Origin of the sequence: Pseudarthrobacter defluvii (assembly GCF_030816725.1) — a bacterium.
In the GTDB taxonomy this organism is placed as follows: Bacteria; Actinomycetota; Actinomycetes; order Actinomycetales; family Micrococcaceae; genus Arthrobacter; species Arthrobacter defluvii_A.
In genome coordinates this window covers 516,922-534,729 of record NZ_JAUSYG010000001.1, presented here as the reverse complement: position 1 = coordinate 534,729, position 17,808 = coordinate 516,922, and the positions used below count along the sequence as shown (strand labels likewise).

Sequence of the window (17,808 nt, the reverse complement as noted above, 5' to 3'; positions counted from 1 at the left end):
GAGGAAGGGACGGCTCCGAAAGGCTGGACCAGGCCCAGAGCCCAAGAGCGACTCGGGCAGGACAAGGCCGAGGCCGGGCAGGAGCCCCCACGAGCATGGGCGACCAGGAGCGACACGGGCAGCACAAAAGCCCAGGCAGGAGCGACACGGGCAGGGCCACGGCAGAGAGCAGGAGCCACAAACAGCAGGACCAGGGCCGCTAGGAGCTGGACGGCACCAGGGCCAGGAGCACCGGCACGACCCCCAGGCAGATGAAGGCAGGGAGTGAACACAGGCCCAACGGAACCACCAGCTTGACCCCCAGCGAGGCGGCCCGCTTTTCCGCTGCCCGAAACCGTTCCCGCCGCAGCCTTGCAGCCTGGGCATAGAGGATTGCCGCGGACGGCGCCCCGGTGAGTGCTGCGAAGCCCAGGGCATCCCGGAGCTCCAGGATCTCGATGCTGCGAACCGCTGAGCTGCGCCAGGCCGTTTCCCAGTCGGCGCCGATGGCGAGCGCCGAGACCACCGGCCGCAGGGAGTCCCTGTAGTCCGGCGCGGCGGAGGCGGCCACCAGTTCGAGCGAACGGCCAATACCGGCTCCGGCGTCGAGCATCGCGGCCACAAGTTCAAGCATCATGGCCGTATCGTTCAGGCCACCACTTTGATCGCCCCGCGGACCCATGGTGGCGGGCGTTCCGCCAGGGCCGGGAGGAGACAAACGGCGCAGTCGTTGGCGCGACCGGCCATGGGCGGCGCACGTAAGCCAGGCACCCGCCGCGAGCAGCAGGAAAAGCGCCAGGCCCGCGCCCCAACCCGCAGTCATGGCGTTCCTGCCCCGGCGGCGGCTGACACCAGCCGGGCAGACCAGACCCTCCCCGCTGCGGTGAGGACTGCTCCGCCCAACAATGCGGCCAGTCCGAGGGGTGTTCCCAGCAGGGTGGCCAGCGGGTCCACGCCCAGGGCGGCACCGAGTCCAAGCCCCATGAGCGGAAGCCAGGTCAGGAGGCGGACCGTGGCTTTGGGCCCGGCGAGGGCTGTTTCCCGCGCCGCGGCTGCGTCATCCTCGGCTTCAAGCTGGGCCGCGAAGCGGGTCAGCACGTCGGCGAGCGGGCACCCGCTGGCCTCTGCAATGTCGAAGCAGGCAGCGAGCTGGGACCAGGTCCGTGCTTCCCTGTCCCTGGCAGGAAAGGCTGTGGGCACTGCCCGCCGGATGGCTTCGGCGACGGAGGCTCCCGTTGCTGCGGCCGCCCGTGCGGAGCCGAGAAGGGCAGCTGATCCGGCTGAGAGCGGCGGCCCGGTGTGGAGCGGCACCCTCAGCGGCTCCCCGGTCCGATCTATGGCGCCGTACACCGCCCAGAGTTCGTCCCATAGCCGCCCCGGCGTCCGTCCGCCCCGAAGCAGCGCCGCCAACTGCTGCACCACCAGGGTCAGGCCAGCACCCTCTGTCCTTGCCGCACTCCCTCCGGCACGCCTGCCCCATGGCAGTCTCCAGTCCTTTCGAGAGGCAGGCGATGTCCCGCTGCCCCTGGTTGCTGCGCGCAACCTGGACGGGGCATCGAGGGACGGCTTGCGGAGCAACAGCACAGCAGTGCACAGCACCACGGTGAGGAGGAGAGTCACAGGATTTCCTCGGGGTCCATCCCCAACCGCGCTGCCAGCGCCGGCCAGGCTGGACCCGGCGTCCCGGATTGTTCAAGCGCCGGCACCACTGTCAGTCCCCCAGCGCCTTCGCCGATAAGCCCAATGCACAGCACTTCCCTGCCACGCGGTGTCCTGCCGACATGGATGACAACATCAAGCGCGCTGGCAGCCTGAAGCCGCACGGCCTCGGGGCCGAGCCCTGCGAGCGCTCCAAGGGCGTTAAGCCTGGCAGGTACTGCTGCTGCCGTGTTTGCGTGAATGGTGCCTCCGCCGCCACTGTGTCCGGTATTCATCGCGGTGAGGAGTTCACGCACTTCAGCGCCCCTGCACTCCCCCACCACCAGCCTGTCGGGGCGCATCCGCAGTGCCTGCCGGACGAGTTCGCCCAGGTCCACCGCCCCGCCGCCCTCAAGGTTCCCGTGGCGTGATTCCAGGGCGACGACGTGGGGGTGGACAGGGTTCAGTTCGGACGCGTCCTCGATCAGGACCAGCCGCTCCTCCGCCGGGCACAGTCCCAGCAGGGTGGACAGCAGGGTGGTCTTGCCGGAGCCGGTGGCACCGCTGATCAGGAAACTCAACCTCGTGGCGACAACTCTCTCCAGCACCACCTGCACTGCCGGGCCGAACATTCCGCCGGAGCCCAGCTCCGCCATGCTGAAGACCCTTTCCCGCCGGATCCGGACGCTCAGCAGTGTCCCGGAGGTGGATACCGGCGGCAACACGGCATGGACACGGTAGCCGCCGGCAAGCCTGACATCGACACAGGGTGAACCGTCGTCGAGGCGGCGGCCGCCTGCGGCCACCAGCCTGCACGCCAGCGCCCGCAGCTGCGCCTCGCTATCGAACAGTACAGAGACGCGTTCGATGCCCCGTCCCCGGTCCACCCATACCGAGTCGGGGGCGTTAACGAAGATGTCTGTGACGAACGGATCCCGTGTCAGCTCCTGCAGTGGCCCGAGTCCATTGAGCTCGGCGCTGATCCGTTCCACCGCGGCAAGAGAACCGGCGGTACCCAACAACTTGCCCGTGGCCTGGACGGCCGCGGCCACCCGGGACGGCGTCACCGCTCCGGCCTCGGCCATCATCGACTCGCGGACGGATTCCAGCAGCCCCGCATCCACGGCCCTGCCCGTGCGCGCGGTGTCCCTGCTGCGTCCGGAGCGGCCGGCCTGGTTCGCTTCGAGAATCCTGGAGCTGCGCCGTTCACCGAGACTTCCGCCCACCACGGTCCTGCCCGCTTCAGGTGCTGAAGTTGAAGGTGCCGACGTCGAAGGCGTACCTGATGCCCGCCTCACGCCATGTCCCCCGCCTGCAGGTCCTCTCCGAGCCAATCGAGCACTGTTCCGCCGAAGTGCCGGATGTTCCGGCGCTTCCCGAGGTCCAGGAGACGGCCCGATTCCAAGGCCCCCGTGACGGCGCGCAGTTCCGGGATGCGCCCCTGCACGGGCAGCCCCACAGCGTCGGCGATCAGGGAACTGTCGAGGGCCGCACCGGGCCGGCCGCGCACCAGCAGGGCCGCCTCCACCGGGGGAAGCTCCTGGAGCAGGCGTACTGCCGCCACGGCTGCCTTCAACTGTGCCGGCACCACCAACAGGATCCGGTCGCAGTCCCACGCCACCGTCTGGAGCGGCTGCGCGCTGCGTCCCACATCGACAACAACCAGTTCATAACCGCGCCGCGCGGCATCGAGTACACCGGCGGCGGCAGCAGCAGCGACAGGAAGGGGATGCTCCCGGGTGGCAGGCCACGACAGGAAAGAGAAGCCGCCGGCAACCGGCAGGGAATCCGAGAGCTGCAGGGGATCGATGCTCCCCCTGGCCTCGGCGAGGTCGGGCCAGCGGAGACCGGGATTCTCCTCCGCGGCGAGAGCGAGTTCCAGTCCTCCTCCCCACGGGTCCCCGTCAACCAGCAGGACCCTGGCGCCCAGCCCGGCAGCGGCCTGCGCTATCCAGATGGCGGCGGTTGTGGCCCCGGCACCGCCGCAGCCGCCTATGACGCCAAGGACCAGCCCGCCCGGGCCCGGCGAACGGGACCGGCTGAGGTGGTCGGCGAGCCAGGCGGCGGCATCGGGCAGCACGGCAACGCGTTCGGCACCCAGGGCAGCCGCAAGGTGCCAGAGGCTGTCTCCCTCACCGTCAAGGCCCACCATGACCGCAGGTGTGCTTCGGCGGGGCGGCAACTCCCTGATGTCACTTCCCACCAGGACAGCCGATGCCGCCTCCCAGTACCGCCCGCCCTCCACCGCGTCCGCGACGACGCGCAAATGGGCGCCGGCGGCTGCCACAATGCGTTCCACTTCGGCGCGGAGGACGCCGGAGGAGGTGAGCAGCAGCACCTCGCCGGGACCCGACGACACTGACCCAACCGGTGCCGGAGCAGAGAGCGGTTCCCTGTTGGGGCCTGCACCGTATGGTCCGCCACCTTCCGGGAGCCACGCGGCGGACGCCCCGGCACCGACGGACAAAGGATCCCCCGAGGACAAAGGTCTCCCGGGCGTCGGTGGCGCCGCACCGGGTGGCCGCTTGGAGGACCTTCTGGCCTGTTCCTGCCCGGATCGCGCTGCGTTCAGCTGGTGCCTGCTCATGGAGCCACTCTTCCGTGGCCGCACTACGCAGTTAAGGGAGCAATTCCCGTATGTGGACAAACCTGCGTGCTCCGCGGACAGGGCACAATGGGAGCATGTACCTGCTGCTCGCCGCCCATCCCCGCGGTGCGGCCCTTCAGGAACTGCCCCAGGCCGGGCATGCCCAGCCTGCCACCCCCGAAGCCAAAGTGGTGGCACTCGGCGATCTTGCCGCCGTCGTCCGTGAACTGGAAGTCCGGCGTCCCGGCGGCGTGCCGCCCCGCTGGATCTGGCACCGTACCCAGGACTGGTACCCGGCGCTGCTCGCATCCGGCGTGGAGGTGGAGCGCTGCTATGACGTCACGCTCTGCGGCAACATCCTGGCATTCTCCCAGTTCAGCGCCCACACGGAGTATGCCAGGAACACTGACCGGACCCCGGCGGAGGATCCCGCGCTCCCCCCGAAGGCGCTGCTGCCGCCCCGGCCCCCGGCAGACCAAGGGGCGCTGTTTGATGATCCGGCGGCCGGCCCGCCACCGGGCGTTGCCCTTGAAGACCTTCGTGCCGAGTACGCTGAGCAGCAGGCCGCGCTGGCAGCGGTGGGCACGGAGGAAAACCGTCGGCAGCGCCTGCAGCTGCTGCTCGCGGCGGAGTCTGCGGCCGCCATGGTGGCTGCCGAAATGCAGCAGGCCGGCGTTCCCTGGCGGCAGGACCTGCACGAACAGATCCTCACCAGCCACTTGGGCCCCCGCCCGCCGGCCGGGCAGCGTCCGCAAAAACTCGAGGCGCTCGCCACGGAACTCCGCTCCCTGCTGCAGGCTCCCGGGCTGAATCCGGATTCGCCGCAGGACCTGATGCGGGCCCTCCACCGCAACGGCATCGAGGTGAAGAGCACCCGCAAGTGGGAGCTCAGGGAGTCCACCCACCCGGCCATTGGGCCATTGCTGGAGTACAAGAAACTCTCCCGCCTGCACACCGCCAATGGCTGGTCCTGGCTGGACGCCTGGGTGGACGGTGGCAGGTTCCGTCCCGAGTACGTGGTGGGCGGCGTGGTGTCGGGGCGTTGGGCGTCCCGGGGCGGTGGTGCGCTGCAGATCCCGCGCCAGGTCCGCGGCGCGGTGCACGCCGATCCCGGCTTCAAGCTGATCGTCGCGGACGCGTCACAGCTGGAACCGCGGGTCCTGGTGGCCCTGGCGCAGGATTCCACCATGGCCGAGGCAGCGCGGGACCAGGACCTCTATGCCGGGATCGCTGCCAAGGGTTTTGGCGGTGACCGGGCCAAAGCGAAGATGGCGCTGCTGGGCGCCATGTACGGGGCCACCTCCGGCGAAGCGGGCCGCCTGATGCCGCAGCTGTCGCGCACGTATCCGCGTGCCGTGGATTTTGTGGAGAAAGCAGCGCGGGCGGGCGAAGCCGGCGGGACGGTGACCACACGGCTGGGCCGGAGCAGCCCGCCGCCCTCGGAGCGGTGGTTCCTCAGCCAGCGTTCGGCGACGGCGGATGAGCAGCGCCGGGCGGAATCCATTGCGCGTAGCCGGGGGCGTTTCACCCGGAACTTCGTGGTCCAGGGTTCGGCGGCGGACTGGGCGGCGTGCTGGCTTGCGGAATTACGACGGCGGCTGCGCACCCTGCGGACGGCAGGCACCGGCGGCGGTGGCGGGGCAGTCCGGGCCGAGCTCGTCTTCTTCCTGCACGATGAGGTGATGGTGCATGCGCCCGCGGACGGCGTCGACGCCTGCATCAGGGCGATCGAGGAATCGGCGAGGGCCGCGAAGGAACTGTTGTTCGGGCCGATCCCGGTTGAGTTCCCGGTGAGCCTGGCCGTTGTCGACTCCTATGACCTCGCCAAATAACTGCCACCCATGGAGGGCGGGGATGCCTGCTTTCGAGACGCAAGGTAACCTACCCGGCGGTAGCTCGACGGGTCCGGTGGCGGAGGTTACAGTCGAAAGCGGTGACTGAAACAGACCGGTCCACACGCTGATGCAACGACGCATACCAGGGAGGTCCCCATCCATGGCGGGAAGATTTGAAATACACCGCACAGGCGACGAGTCTTACCGGCTGCGGCTCACCGACTCCGAGGGCAACGTGGTTGCGGTGTCGCCCACCTTCAGGTCGCTGAGCCTGCTCCGCGACGGCATCAAGGCCATGCGTGAGAACGCGGCCACCGGCATCGTTGTGGATTTGCGCCGGCAGACGTGAACTAGACGCCCATGGGATGCAGCCGGTGCCGGTCCCACGGAACGGACCAGCCGAGCTGGTCGAAGAGGCCGCTCAGCACAATGCCGGTAAAACCCCACACCACCACCCCGTTGACGGTGAATGCAGGACTGTCGAAGGTGCGGCCCGCCCGGTGGACGGTGGCCATGACCCGGTTGTCCGGGTCCAGGAGGTCCCGGACCGGGACGCGGAACACTTGGGCGGATTCGCCGTAGTCAACCACCCGTATCGGAGACGGGGAATGCCACCACCCGAGTACCGGCGTCACCAGGAAGTTGCTGTGCGCCAGGCCCAGTTCCTGGAGGCTGCCCAGGACCTCAACCCCGCTGGAGTCCAGCCCGGTTTCCTCCTCGGCTTCGCGGAGCGCCGCGGCCACCGGGGTTTCGCCCCTGTCGATGCCGCCGCCCGGAAATGCAACCTGCCCCGGATGCGACCCCAGCGTGTGGGCCCGCTCCAGGAGCAGGACGTCGAGGTCGGCCGGTGCCAGCGGCTTGCCGGATGTGGCCGGGACGTCGTCGAGGACGCCGAAAAGCATCAGGACGGCAGCCCTGCGGGCACGGGCGGCGTCCACTGTGAGCGCGGCCCATCGGGGATCGGGCGGTCCCGCCGTTCCGTTCTCCGCCCGCCGCACCAACTCAGCGAGGTCTTCGCGTGCGCTCACGGGGTCCTCATCTGGGAGGCCATCCGGATCTCCGCCGCCCGGTGCTGTTCTGCCAGGTATTGCTCCAGGAGTGCCTCGCTGCCGGGCGCAAGTTCGTATTTGAGGAGTTTGGCTGCTTTGTCGGGGTCAGTCTCACCCAGGCCGTAGCTGGGGCACCAGTTGGCCACCGGGCAGGCACCGCAGGCGGGCTTGCGGGCATGGCAGACGCGGCGGCCGTGGAAGATGACCCGGTGGGAGAGCATGGTCCAGTCCTTGCGCTCGAACAGTTCGGCCACGTCCTGTTCGATCTGCACAGGGTCCTCGGACTGGGTCCACCCAAACCGCTTGGCCAGGCGGGCGAAGTGCGTGTCAACGGATATCCCCGGAACGCCAAAGGCGTTGGCGAGCACCACGTTGGCCGTCTTCCGCCCTACCCCGGGCAACGTGACCAGGTCCTCCATCCGGCCCGGGACCTCACCGTCAAAGTCGTCCACCAGACGGGTGCACAGGGCAAGGACATTCCTCGATTTTGCGCGGAAGAATCCGGTGGGCTTGAGGATGGTTTCAAGCTCTGCGGGGTCCGCCTCCGCCAGCGACCGCGCATTTGGGTAGCGCGTGAACAGGACCTTGGTGACCTGGTTGACCGTGACGTCCGTGGTTTGGGCGGACAGCACGGTGGCCACGAGCAGTTCATAAGGGTTGCTGAAGTCCAGTTCCGCGTGCGCGTACGGGTATTTCTCGGCCAGGGCCCGGTGAATGCGCCGTGCCCGCCGCTTCAGCGCCAGGACGGATTCGGACGACACCACCGGCATGCCGGCGGCCTGTCCGGCTTTGGTTCGGACCCCGGCCACGGCGTCAGCCGCGCTCGATGTTGCTGAGGTCGCGCAGGACGCCCAGCCGCCCGTCCGTGTGCTGGACCAGGAACTCGTGACCCCGGTCCTCGAGTGCCAGAACCCAGCCGCCGGGCTCGATTACAAAGGCCGGGGCGCCTGTGCGTGGGTCGAAGGCTGTGCGGTGCTGGGCCACGGCGAACCAGAAGGCCTCGTGGATCGGCTGCCCGTCATTCTCTTCATGGCGGCTGGACGGGTCCACCGTCGCCCCAATGGGCTGCTCGGCACGGACCTGCTGGTGCACAGCAGTGGCGGCCGGCGGCTCCCAGGCCGCCTGCGGAGCATTTGCCGCAGGGACGTCTGAGTACTGGGTTTCCTCGGCAGCCTGCGCAGGGGCAGGGCGGACGACGTCGCCTGCCTGGGTGGGCGGGCCGGCATCCACTGCGGGGGTGTGGTCCGCAGCTTCGGGGGCGGTTGATACGGGCGCTGAGGTTTCCGGGCCTGCAGCGCCTGCGGGTGCGGCGCCGGAAGGTTCCGCGCTGCGGGCTCCCCCGCTTGCTCCCGCGGCGGCAGCACCTCCAGCATTCGCCACGGGGACAGCAGCGGTGGCGGGCACGTGGGCCGACCGGCCGGGCTCGGCGCTGGGGCTGGAAGAACCGGGCGGGGTGGAAATACCGGACGGGGTGGAAATGCCGGACTGCGTGGAAGACCCATGCTGCACGGAAGAACCAGGCTGCGGGGAAGAACCGGGCTGGACGGCGGAAGAGCCTGCACCGGCACCGCCGAAGATACCGGCGCCTTTATGGCCGCCCTTCGACTGGTTGGAGCCGGACTCCGGCTTGGGCGCTTTAGGGGCCCGGGGCTTCCGCGCCGGAACCGCAGTGTCGCGGGCCACGATGTGTGCCGGGGCCTCCGGTCGGTCCTTGAAGTCGCCGGACAGGTACGGCAGGAAACGGCCCAGCACGGTGGCGGCGAACAGGACCAGCGAACCGATCAGGCCCACCAGCAGGCTGGTCACATAACCGCCCGCAACCGACAGGAAGAAGAAAGCCAGGGCAAAGGAGGCCACCACGGACGCGAACTGGTCGATCGAGAGCGAGCCCACCCGCATTTTCGTGGCAGGGGCAAGGCGGCGGGCGGCGAAGAGCGCACTGGCGATCAGCGGCAGGACGATGCCCAGTCCCAGGAAGAACAGGTTGTTCAGGTTCCACAGGTTGTACCGCGCGCCGAAGAGGGGCAGCAGGGAGGCGACGAACAAGATCAGCGTGCCGGCAAAAACGGCCAGGTCGCGCACGGTAAAGGGGCCGAGGACCGCCAGGTGGGCATGGGGGTCAAGCTTGCCGGCTCCAGCCTTCTGCGCTGCAGCCTGCCCAGCCTGTCCCTGTGAAGCGCTGCCGGCAGCAGCTGGCTGCCCCGGTCCCACGGACGCCGGTCCGGAGCCTCCGGGTCCCGGTTCTGTGTCCGGACCCGTTCGCTGGCCGAAGCTCTGCTGGTTCATTCTGCTCTCCTTAGCGTGGCGGCACCGGGCCCTCCGGACCCGAAAACCGTGCCGTCTTGACATTGCGGTCCCGGCCCGGCATGGCGCTGTTCGCGCCCTGCCGGAGTGGTCCGAAGTGAAGTCACAATTCCATCTCAGCCTAGTCAACAGCCCGGCTGATCACTAGCTGACGCAGGCCTTTGGCGGCCCCGGCAGAGTCATGAAGGCACCATTCACCGCTTAAAAAACGCCGCTCGCGGGCGCATTTGTGACGGGGCGCACAGAGGATGCGCGGCAAGCATTAGGCTTGGTTTCGGAACAGCTCTTTGCGGTATGTCCGTCCCCGGCTGGAGCCCAGCGCCGCACCAGCGGCGGGCTTTCGCGGTGGCGGCGTCCCGCGCGGCAAAGATCGATGAATGATGAGGTTCACATGTCCCAGGACACTCCAAGCTCCACAGCCACCGTTCCGTCCGCTTCCGCCCAGCCGGCAGGCCAGCCAGGCCACCAGGGCGACGCCTTTGCGAACCTGCTGCATGAGACGCGGGCCTTCCCGCCCAGCCCGGAATTCGCGGCAGACGCCGTCGTCTCCGCAGCGGAGTATGACGAGGCCAACGCTGACCGGCCTGCATTCTGGGCGAAGAAGGCGCGGGAGCTGCTGACCTGGAACAAAGACTTCACCCAGGCACTGGACTGGTCCGATCCGCCGTTCGCCAAGTGGTTCGTTGGCGGGGAGCTCAATGCCGCGTACAACGCGCTTGACCGGCATGTCGAAGCCGGCAACGGGGACCGGGTGGCCATCTACTTCGAGGGCGAACCCGGTGACACCCGGACCTACACGTACGCGCAGCTGACCGAAGAAGTGAAAAAAGCGGCCAACGCCTTCGAGTCCCTGGGCGTGGCCAAGGGCGACCGCGTGGCCGTATACCTGCCCATGATCCCGGAAGCGGTCATCACCCTCCTGGCCTGCGCCCGGATCGGCGCGGTCCACTCCGTGGTGTTCGGCGGGTTCTCCGCCGAAGCACTCCGTTCCCGGATCGACGACGCCGAGGCCAAGCTCGTGGTCACCGCCGACGGCACTTTCCGCCGCGGCAAGCCGAGCCCGCTCAAGGCGGCCGTCGACGACGCGCTGGCCCACGATGGCCACACGGTGCAGAACGTGGTGGTGGTCAAGCGCAACGGCCAGGACGTGGACTGGACGGAAGGCCGGGACCACTGGTGGGCTGACACCGTGGAGACAGCGTCCACCGAGCACACCGCAGTGGGCCACGATTCGGAGCACCCGCTGTACATCCTGTACACCTCCGGCACCACCGGGAAGCCCAAGGGCATCCTCCACACCACGGGCGGCTACCTTACCCAGACTGCCTACACCCACAAGGCGGTCTTCGACCTGCACCCTGAAACGGACGTGTACTGGTGCACGGCCGACGTCGGCTGGGTCACCGGACACTCCTACGTCGCCTACGCGCCGCTCATCAACGGCGCCACCCAGGTGATGTACGAAGGCACGCCGGACTCCCCGCACCAGGGCCGCTGGTGGGAGATCGTGGAAAAGTATAAGGTCTCCATCCTTTACACCGCGCCCACCGCCATCCGCACCTTCATGAAGTGGGGCGCCGACATCCCGGCCAAGTACGATCTGTCCTCCTTGCGCGTGCTGGGCTCGGTCGGCGAACCCATCAACCCCGAAGCCTGGATGTGGTACCGCAAGGTCATCGGCGGGGACAAGGCACCCATCGTGGACACGTGGTGGCAGACCGAAACCGGCGCCCAGATGATCGCCCCGCTGCCCGGCGTCACTGCCACCAAGCCCGGCTCGGCACAGGTGCCGCTGCCCGGCATCGCCGTGGACGTCGTCGATGAGATGGGCGAGTCCGTCCCCAACGGGCACGGCGGCTTCCTGGTGATCCGCGAGCCGTGGCCCGCCATGCTGCGCGGCATCTGGGGCGACCCGCAGCGGTTCAAGGACACCTACTGGTCCCGGTTCGAGAACATGTACTTCGCCGGGGACGGCGCCAAGAAGGACGAAGACGGGGACATCTGGCTGCTCGGCCGCGTGGACGACGTCATGAACGTCTCCGGGCACCGGCTCTCAACGACGGAGATTGAATCCGCCCTGGTGAGCCACCCCAGCGTGGCGGAGGCCGCCGTCGTGGGCGCCACGGACGAAACAACCGGCCAGGCCGTGGTGGCGTTTGTCATCCTCCGCGGCGACGCCGCCAACAACGGCGACGCCACCGTCCAGGAACTGCGCAACCATGTGGGCAAGGAAATCGGCCCCATCGCCAAGCCAAAGAACATCCTGGTTGTGCCGGAGCTGCCCAAGACCCGTTCCGGCAAGATCATGCGCCGCCTCCTCAAGGATGTCGCCGAGGGCCGCGACCCGGGCGACGCCACAACCCTCTCCGATCCCATGATCATGCAGCAGATTGCGCAGTCGCTCCGGAAGTAGGGCGGAAGCACTATGACGACGGCGCTGCCCGGCTTGGGCAGCGCCGTCGCCGTATGCTGGGAGCAGACTTGTCCCCAGCTCCGAAGGATCCATCCAGATGCTCGCCGTCGCACGCCATCAGTCCATCCTGGAGGCTCTCCAGCGGGAGCGGGTGGTGCGGGTCTCGGACCTGGCCCAGCAACTCGGTGTTTCACTGATGACGGTGCGGCGGGACATTGAAGTCCTCGAAGAGGGCGGCAAGCTGGAACGCATCCACGGCGGCGCCAAACTGCCCGGCGACGCCAGCACGCACGAGCCAGGGTTTGAGCTGAAGTCGACGCAGCTGACAGCGGAAAAGCGCGCCATTGCGGTGGCCGCGGCGGCGTTGGTGCAGGAAGGCATGGCGGTCGGCCTCAGTGCCGGCACCACCACGTGGGCGCTGGCCCGGGAACTCACGGGCGGTCCGCGCATCACCGTGGTGACCAATTCGATGCGGATCGCCGACCTCTTCCACCCCGGCGGGTCCACCGTGATCCTGATAGGCGGCGAACGCACGCCGTCGGACGCCCTGGTGGGCCCCATCGCCACGGGCGCGCTGAAGCAGCTGCATCTGGATGTCCTCTTCCTCGGCGTTCACGGAATGGACGCCGCCGCTGGCTTCACCACACCCAACCTGCTCGAAGCGGAAACCGACCGCGCCTTCGTGGCAGCCGCCCGCAAGACCGTGGTCCTGGCTGACCACACGAAGTGGGGCATGCTCGGTATCAGCTCCATCACGGCGCTGGATGAGGTGGACGAGGTCATCAGCGACGAGGGACTCAGCGCCGAAGCCCGGCGCGTCCTCGGCGAACATGCCAAGCTGCGCGTGGTCCCCGTATAGGCCGTATTTAGGCTGATCCCCGCCACATAATGGTCGTCTCCAGGACACGCGGCGTTCCCGGAAGCCCCTGAAGCTGTGCCAGGACGAGTTCGGCCGCAGTACTGCCCAACAAATCGGCCGGCTGGCGCACCGTGGAAAGCTGGGGCCTGCAGCGGAGGGCCCAGCTGCTGTCATCGAATCCTACGATTCCCACGTCTTCCGGTACGCGCCGCCCGGCTTCCTGCAGTGCCGTCATCGCGCCGGCTGCCACGGCATCCGATGCTGCGAAGACGCCATCAATATCCGGGGCCCGCCGAAGCAGCTCCTGCATCCCATCGAAGCCTGCTGCGTACGTGTACAGGGGATACTCCACCACCATCTCGGGACTGAAGCGCTCGCCCATTGCAGCCCGGAAGCCCGCAAGACGGTCCTTTCCGGAGTCGCGGTCCAAGGCACTGGCGATCATGCCCACGCGGTTCCGCCGCGTTTGCAGCAGCCTGCTGGTAATGTTTCGCGCCGCCTCAACGTTGTCGATGGCGGCGTACGGCAACTCCGGGGTGCCTTCGGGATGACCCACAAAGGCGGCCGGCAAGCCGATTTCCGCTACGGCTGCCGCAATGGGATCGGAGGCCCGCGCGGAGATGATGACTGCACCGTCGACCAGGCCGCCCCGCAGATAGTCCGCCACCCTGCGGCTGTCGCGGTCTGAATCTATGATCAGCGAAACCAGCTGGTAGTCAGCCTTGGACAGCACCTCGTTGGCTCCCAGCAGGATGGAGCCGATATTGGGGTCCTCGAACAGCAGCGAATGCGGCTCGTGGATGATCAATCCAATAGCCCGCGACTCCTGGGTGACGAGGTTCCGCGCCGCGTTGTTGCGAACGTACCCTACCCGGGCGATCGCTTCTTCTACGGCTTGTTTGGCCTCGTCGGAGACGTATCTTTCCCCGTTCATGACGCGTGAAACGGTCCCCCTGGAAAGCCCGGCAGCGTCCGCGACATCATTGATGGTTGCGCGGCGGGCACGGGTGCGTGTCAGCGACATATTTGTACTGTAGCGGAGTCTGGACCGCGCGCATCTTCACCCAAGCGTTGACAGAGGGTTGGCGGCGCGCGTAGTCTGTGAACGTTCCCAGATGACCTGCATCACTAAGCATGCGTTATGTCTGGGAACGTTCACAGAGATCGTTGAGACAACAGCGTCCGAGAGCCGGTTCAGTCCGCCGCCTTGCACGCCTGCTGCAAGCCGAAGGAGCCGGGTTGAGCCCCAACAGAACCCCAGTAGCCCAGCTGTCCGGGAATGGACAGCTTGTATACGGCTGTGATTACAACCCCGAACAGTGGGACCGCTCCGTGTGGCAGGAAGACGTCCGCCTCATGAAAGAGGCGGGGGTGAACCTCGTTGCAGTAAACATCTTCGGCTGGGCTGAGCTGGAGCCCTCCCCCGGCCGCTACTCCTTTGAACGCCTGGACGAAGTGCTTGACCTGCTTCACGCCAACGGCATCGGAGCCAACCTGGGCACCGGGACCTCCTCTACCCCTGCGTGGCTGACGAAGATGCATCCGGAAATCCTCCCGGAATCTGCAGCGGGCGTCCTGGCGTGGCCTGGAGGGAGGCAAGCATGGTGCCCCAGTTCGCCCCGATACCGCGAGCATGCCCTCCGGCTTGTCAGTGAAGTAGTCCAGCGCTACGGCTCGCACCCGGCCACCCGGTTGTGGCATGTATCAAACGAATTGGGCTGCCATAACGCCCTCTGCTACTGCGACGTCTCCGCCGCCGCGTTCCGCCGCTGGCTGGTTGTCCGTTACGGCACCCTGGACGCACTCAACAGCGCCTGGGGCACCACCTTCTGGTCGCAGCGCTACTCGGCGTGGGAGCAAATCCTGCCACCGAGAGCCACCGTATCCACCAACAACCCCACCCAGGTACTGGACTTTCACCGCTTCAGCTCCGACGAACTGCTCGGCTACTACCAGGCCGAGGCGGACCTGCTGAGGAAGTACACCAGGGTCCCTGTCACCACCAATTTCATGGTCGCTGCCCACATCCGCAACCAGGACTACTGGTCCTGGGCACCGCACATGGACGTCATCGCCAACGACCACTACCTCGACCACCGGCTTGACGACCCCAAAGTCGAGCTCGCCTTTGCTGCCGACACCACCCGTGGACTTGCCCAGGGGCAGCCGTGGCTGCTGATGGAGCATTCCACCTCAGCCGTGAACTGGCAGCCCCGCAACATCGCCAAGACCCCCGGCGAAATGCTCCGCAACTCCCTGACCCACCTGGCCCGCGGAGCGGACGGGCTCTGCTTCTTTCAGTGGCGGGCTTCGGTGCAAGGCAGTGAGAAGTTCCACTCGGCCATGCTCCCCCACGCCGGAACAGACTCGCGCATCTGGCAGGAAGTCAAGGAGCTCGGCCACATCCTCGAGAACCTCGCGGAGGTTGCCGGCACCACCGTGAAGGCCGAGGCTGCGTTGGTTTTCAGTTGGGAAGCGTGGTGGGCCTACGACCAGGAGTCGCACCCGTCCTCAGACGTGCGGTACCTGGACCAGGTGCATTCCCTCTACAAAGCGCTCTGGGAAAGCGGCATCACGGTGGACGTCGTGGCACCGGGTTCCGATCTCTCCGGCTACAAGGCGGCGTTCGTTCCGGGCCTTTACCTCGTCCGGGAGCAGGAGTCCGCAGCCCTGGCAGACTTCGTGAGCAACGGAGGCCATGCCGTTGTCACCTACTTCAGCGGCATTGTCGACGAGAACGACAAAGTACTGACCGGCGGCTACCCGGGCGCGTTCCGGGACCTGCTCGGCGTCCGCTCCGAGGAATTCCTCCCCATGCCGCCCGGGCAGCTCCTGCCGCTGGATACCGGGGGCACGGCCTCCCTGTGGGCTGAGGCCCTGCGCTTGGAGGGCGCGGAAGCGAAGGCGTCTTTCACCAAAGGCCACCTCGCCGGAACGCCCGCAGTCACCCGCAACCGGCACGGCGCCGGAAACGCCTGGTACATCGGAACCGTGCTCGATCCCCAATCCCTCCGCGAGGTTGTGGCCGGAGCCGCCGCTGAAGCCGGTGTCGCTGCGCAGGCAACCACCGCAGGCCTGGAAGTCGTCACCAGGTCAGCTGCGGGGCGCACTTACACCTTCCTGATCAATCACTCCGACGAAGAGCACAAACACCCAGGGCACGGCTACGAACTCATCGTGGGGGAAGAAGTCTCCACCGCCGTCGTCATTCCTGCCGGCACCGTACGCGTTGTCCGCAGCTCCACCTCAGCACCCCAAACCACTGGCCGCATCACCGGCCTTAAGGAAGATGAAAGTGACTAGACAAACTACAGTTCCGGCAATAGCCACGGGGGCGCCCACAATCCGGAAACGGGCCACTTCCTCGGCCCAGCGACGCGCCGTCCTCCTGTTCGTTGCGCCGTTTGGCGTTCTTTTCCTCGCTTTCTACGCGGTGCCGATCATCTTTGCCGTGGTGCAGTCCCTGCTGACGGTTGAGCGCAAGGGCACGTTTGGACCTCCCCAGCAGGTCTTCGGTGGATTCGTCCAGTACCAGCAGGTGTTCCAGAACACCGAATTCTGGGAATCGGTGGGGCGGGTGCTGCTTTTCGGGGTGGTGCAGGTGCCCATCATGCTTGGCCTTGCCCTCCTGTTTGCCCTGCTGCTTGACTCGCCCCTGCTCAAGGGAAAGAAGTTCTTCCGGTTGGCCTTCTTCGCCCCGTACGCCGTCCCGGGCGTTATCGCCGCCATCATGTGGGGCTTCCTCTATTCACCGTCGCTTTCGCCGTTCGGTGCCGTCACCTCACAGGTGAATTTCCTCTCCGCGGACCTGGTCCTGTGGGCCATCGCAAACATCGTGACATGGGTGTATGTCGGCTACAACATGCTGATCATCTACTCGTCCCTGCTTGCCATTCCCACCGAGATCTATGAAGCAGCAAGGCTGGACGGTGCCAGCAACCTTCAGATCGCCTGGCGGATCAAGATCCCGCTCGTGGTACCGGCCATCATCCTCACCGGTGTGTTTTCCATCATCGGCACGCTCCAACTCCTTGCCGAACCGCAGACCCTCCGCAGCTTCAGCTCGGCCATCAGCAGCACGTTCACGCCGAACCTGGCCGTCTACACAACCGCGTCGGTCCCGAACTACAGCCTGGCGGCAGCGTTCTCCGTGGTGCTGGCGCTGGCCACATTCGTTCTTTCCTTCGTCTTCCTTAAGGCCACCCAGCGGAAGGTTTCCCAGTGAGCGCAGCAACGGCCACCACCACAACCAAGTCCGCACCAGTGACAGCCACTCCGAGGGGACCGCGGCACAGCATCATGTCCCGCGGGGCGGCGATGCTCATCATGGGTGTCTTCACCCTGTACTTCCTCACCCCCATCTGGTGGCTGCTGGTCTCCTCCTCCAAAACCGGAGGGGATATCACCGGCACGGCCCCGCTCTGGTTCACCGCGGACTCCATCCCCACGTTCTTCGCCAACCTTGGCAACCTCTTCACGTACAGCGACGGGGTCTTCGGGCGCTGGCTGGCGAACAGTGCGCTCTACGCCGGGCTCGGCGCCCTGGTCGGCACCGTCATTGCAGCCATGTGCGGTTATGCCCTGGCCAAGTACGAGTTCCGCGGCCGGGAGGCGATCTTCAACGTGGTGCTCAGCGGGGTCCTGGTTCCCGCCACAGCCCTGGCCCTCCCCCTGTTCCTGATCTTCAGCCAAGTGAAATTGACCAACACCCTCTGGGCCGTTTTCCTGCCCAGCCTGGTCAGCCCCTTCGGCGTCTACCTTGCGCGGATCTATGCCGCTGCAAGCGTCCCCACGGAACTGCTGGAGGCTGCCCGCCTCGATGGTTCCTCGGAGGCCAGGACATTCTTCACCGTTTCCACCCGCCTCATGGCCCCGGCCCTGGTGACCATCTTCCTGTTCCAGTTCGTCGCCATCTGGAACAACTTCTTCCTCCCCCTGATCATGCTGCGTGACCAGGCCCTGTTCCCGGTCACGCTGGGGCTCTACGCGTGGAACAGCCAGATCAGCCAGATTCCGGAGCTTCGGGTCCTGGTCATTGTCGGCGCCCTGGTGTCGATCCTTCCGCTCATCGCAACGTTCCTCGGGCTGCAGCGCTTCTGGAGCAGCGGCCTGGGTGCCGGAAGCGTCAAATAGCTCCTTCAATT

At 67.1% G+C, this 17,808-nt stretch carries 15 protein-coding genes; 7 read left to right on the top strand and 8 right to left on the bottom strand.

Annotation, left to right across the window (positions count from 1 at the left end; all coding sequences use genetic code 11):
* Positions 1 to 199: 199 nt before the first annotated feature.
* The 4 genes from QF031_RS02405 to ssd form a co-directional block, all read right to left on the bottom strand.
* Positions 200 to 802: a type II secretion system F family protein gene (locus QF031_RS02405; RefSeq protein WP_307423592.1), complete on the bottom strand. Its 603-nt coding sequence runs from the start codon at positions 800 to 802 to the stop codon at positions 200 to 202.
* Positions 799 to 1,599, bottom strand: coding sequence for a hypothetical protein (locus QF031_RS02400; RefSeq protein WP_307423589.1), 801 nt, complete (start codon positions 1,597 to 1,599; stop codon positions 799 to 801). The genes QF031_RS02405 and QF031_RS02400 overlap by 4 nt, the downstream gene beginning before the upstream one ends.
* Positions 1,596 to 2,807, bottom strand: coding sequence for a TadA family conjugal transfer-associated ATPase (locus QF031_RS02395; protein WP_307433090.1), 1,212 nt, complete (start codon positions 2,805 to 2,807; stop codon positions 1,596 to 1,598). Before QF031_RS02395 ends, QF031_RS02400 begins: the two co-directional genes overlap by 4 nt.
* Before the next feature lie 104 nt (positions 2,808 to 2,911).
* A complete protein-coding gene (ssd, locus tag QF031_RS02390) occupies positions 2,912 to 3,976 on the bottom strand; it encodes a septum site-determining protein Ssd (RefSeq protein WP_307423585.1) in 1,065 nt (354 codons plus the stop codon).
* Between the two features lie 323 nt (positions 3,977 to 4,299).
* On the opposite strand from ssd, the gene QF031_RS02385 reads away from it, so the two are divergent.
* Together QF031_RS02385 and QF031_RS02380 are read left to right on the top strand one after the other, a co-directional pair.
* On the top strand, positions 4,300 to 6,036 hold the full coding sequence (locus QF031_RS02385; protein WP_307423582.1) for a bifunctional 3'-5' exonuclease/DNA polymerase: 1,737 nt from the start codon (positions 4,300 to 4,302) through the stop codon (positions 6,034 to 6,036).
* Positions 6,037 to 6,199: 163 nt separating this feature from the next.
* Complete coding sequence (locus QF031_RS02380) at positions 6,200 to 6,388, top strand: YegP family protein (protein WP_307423580.1); 189 nt, start codon at positions 6,200 to 6,202, stop codon at positions 6,386 to 6,388.
* 1 nt (position 6,389) lies between these two features.
* Here QF031_RS02380 and QF031_RS02375 read toward each other — a convergent pair whose 3' ends face one another.
* The 3 genes from QF031_RS02375 to QF031_RS02365 are packed head-to-tail and all read right to left on the bottom strand — an operon-like array spanning position 6,390 to position 9,374.
* Entirely contained in the window at positions 6,390 to 7,067 is a 678-nt protein-coding gene (locus tag QF031_RS02375; protein WP_307423577.1) for an NUDIX hydrolase, read from the bottom strand.
* Positions 7,064 to 7,858: an endonuclease III gene (nth, locus tag QF031_RS02370; RefSeq protein ID WP_307433088.1), complete on the bottom strand. Its 795-nt coding sequence runs from the start codon at positions 7,856 to 7,858 to the stop codon at positions 7,064 to 7,066. Before nth ends, QF031_RS02375 begins: the two co-directional genes overlap by 4 nt.
* Before the next feature lie 43 nt (positions 7,859 to 7,901).
* Positions 7,902 to 9,374 (bottom strand): hypothetical protein, encoded by a 1,473-nt coding sequence (locus tag QF031_RS02365; protein WP_307423574.1) that lies wholly within the window; start codon positions 9,372 to 9,374, stop codon positions 7,902 to 7,904.
* A gap of 409 nt (positions 9,375 to 9,783) precedes the next feature.
* Between QF031_RS02365 and acs the strand changes: the two genes are divergently transcribed.
* Together acs and QF031_RS02355 are read left to right on the top strand one after the other, a co-directional pair.
* Positions 9,784 to 11,805 (top strand): acetate--CoA ligase, encoded by a 2,022-nt coding sequence (acs, locus tag QF031_RS02360; RefSeq protein ID WP_307433085.1) that lies wholly within the window; start codon positions 9,784 to 9,786, stop codon positions 11,803 to 11,805.
* A 97-nt stretch (positions 11,806 to 11,902) separates the two neighbouring features.
* Positions 11,903 to 12,664, top strand: a complete 762-nt coding sequence (locus QF031_RS02355; protein WP_307423571.1) for a DeoR/GlpR family DNA-binding transcription regulator — start codon at positions 11,903 to 11,905, stop codon at positions 12,662 to 12,664.
* A gap of 7 nt (positions 12,665 to 12,671) precedes the next feature.
* Here QF031_RS02355 and QF031_RS02350 read toward each other — a convergent pair whose 3' ends face one another.
* Positions 12,672 to 13,688: a LacI family DNA-binding transcriptional regulator gene (locus QF031_RS02350; RefSeq protein ID WP_307423568.1), complete on the bottom strand. Its 1,017-nt coding sequence runs from the start codon at positions 13,686 to 13,688 to the stop codon at positions 12,672 to 12,674.
* Between the two features lie 215 nt (positions 13,689 to 13,903).
* Between QF031_RS02350 and QF031_RS02345 the strand changes: the two genes are divergently transcribed.
* The 3 genes from QF031_RS02345 to QF031_RS02335 all read left to right on the top strand — a co-directional run bounded on the left by QF031_RS02345 (position 13,904) and on the right by QF031_RS02335 (position 17,797).
* Positions 13,904 to 15,967 carry a beta-galactosidase gene (locus tag QF031_RS02345; protein ID WP_307423563.1) on the top strand — a complete coding sequence of 688 codons (2,064 nt, stop codon included), beginning with the start codon at positions 13,904 to 13,906 and terminating at the stop codon, positions 15,965 to 15,967.
* Positions 15,954 to 16,889 (top strand): carbohydrate ABC transporter permease, encoded by a 936-nt coding sequence (locus QF031_RS02340; RefSeq protein WP_307423560.1) that lies wholly within the window; start codon positions 15,954 to 15,956, stop codon positions 16,887 to 16,889. The genes QF031_RS02345 and QF031_RS02340 overlap by 14 nt, the downstream gene beginning before the upstream one ends.
* 74 nt (positions 16,890 to 16,963) lie before the next feature.
* Positions 16,964 to 17,797: a carbohydrate ABC transporter permease gene (locus tag QF031_RS02335; protein ID WP_307433081.1), complete on the top strand. Its 834-nt coding sequence runs from the start codon at positions 16,964 to 16,966 to the stop codon at positions 17,795 to 17,797.
* The last annotated feature ends 11 nt before the right edge of the window (positions 17,798 to 17,808 follow it).

Excerpts from the sequence above, each read along its gene's own strand:
- QF031_RS02405 (WP_307423592.1), bottom strand. The coding sequence starts at position 802 with ATGACTGCGGGTTGGGGCGCGGGCCTGGCGCTTTTCCTGCTGCTCGCG.
- QF031_RS02385 (WP_307423582.1), top strand. The coding sequence starts at position 4,300 with ATGTACCTGCTGCTCGCCGCCCATCCCCGCGGTGCGGCCCTTCAGGAA.
- QF031_RS02380 (WP_307423580.1), top strand. The coding sequence starts at position 6,200 with ATGGCGGGAAGATTTGAAATACACCGCACAGGCGACGAGTCTTACCGG.
- nth (WP_307433088.1), bottom strand. The coding sequence starts at position 7,858 with ATGCCGGTGGTGTCGTCCGAATCCGTCCTGGCGCTGAAGCGGCGGGCA.
- QF031_RS02365 (WP_307423574.1), bottom strand. The coding sequence starts at position 9,374 with ATGAACCAGCAGAGCTTCGGCCAGCGAACGGGTCCGGACACAGAACCG.
- acs (WP_307433085.1), top strand. The coding sequence starts at position 9,784 with ATGTCCCAGGACACTCCAAGCTCCACAGCCACCGTTCCGTCCGCTTCC.
- QF031_RS02355 (WP_307423571.1), top strand. The coding sequence starts at position 11,903 with ATGCTCGCCGTCGCACGCCATCAGTCCATCCTGGAGGCTCTCCAGCGG.
- QF031_RS02350 (WP_307423568.1), bottom strand. The coding sequence starts at position 13,688 with ATGTCGCTGACACGCACCCGTGCCCGCCGCGCAACCATCAATGATGTC.
- QF031_RS02340 (WP_307423560.1), top strand. The coding sequence starts at position 15,954 with ATGAAAGTGACTAGACAAACTACAGTTCCGGCAATAGCCACGGGGGCG.
- QF031_RS02335 (WP_307433081.1), top strand. The coding sequence starts at position 16,964 with ATGTCCCGCGGGGCGGCGATGCTCATCATGGGTGTCTTCACCCTGTAC.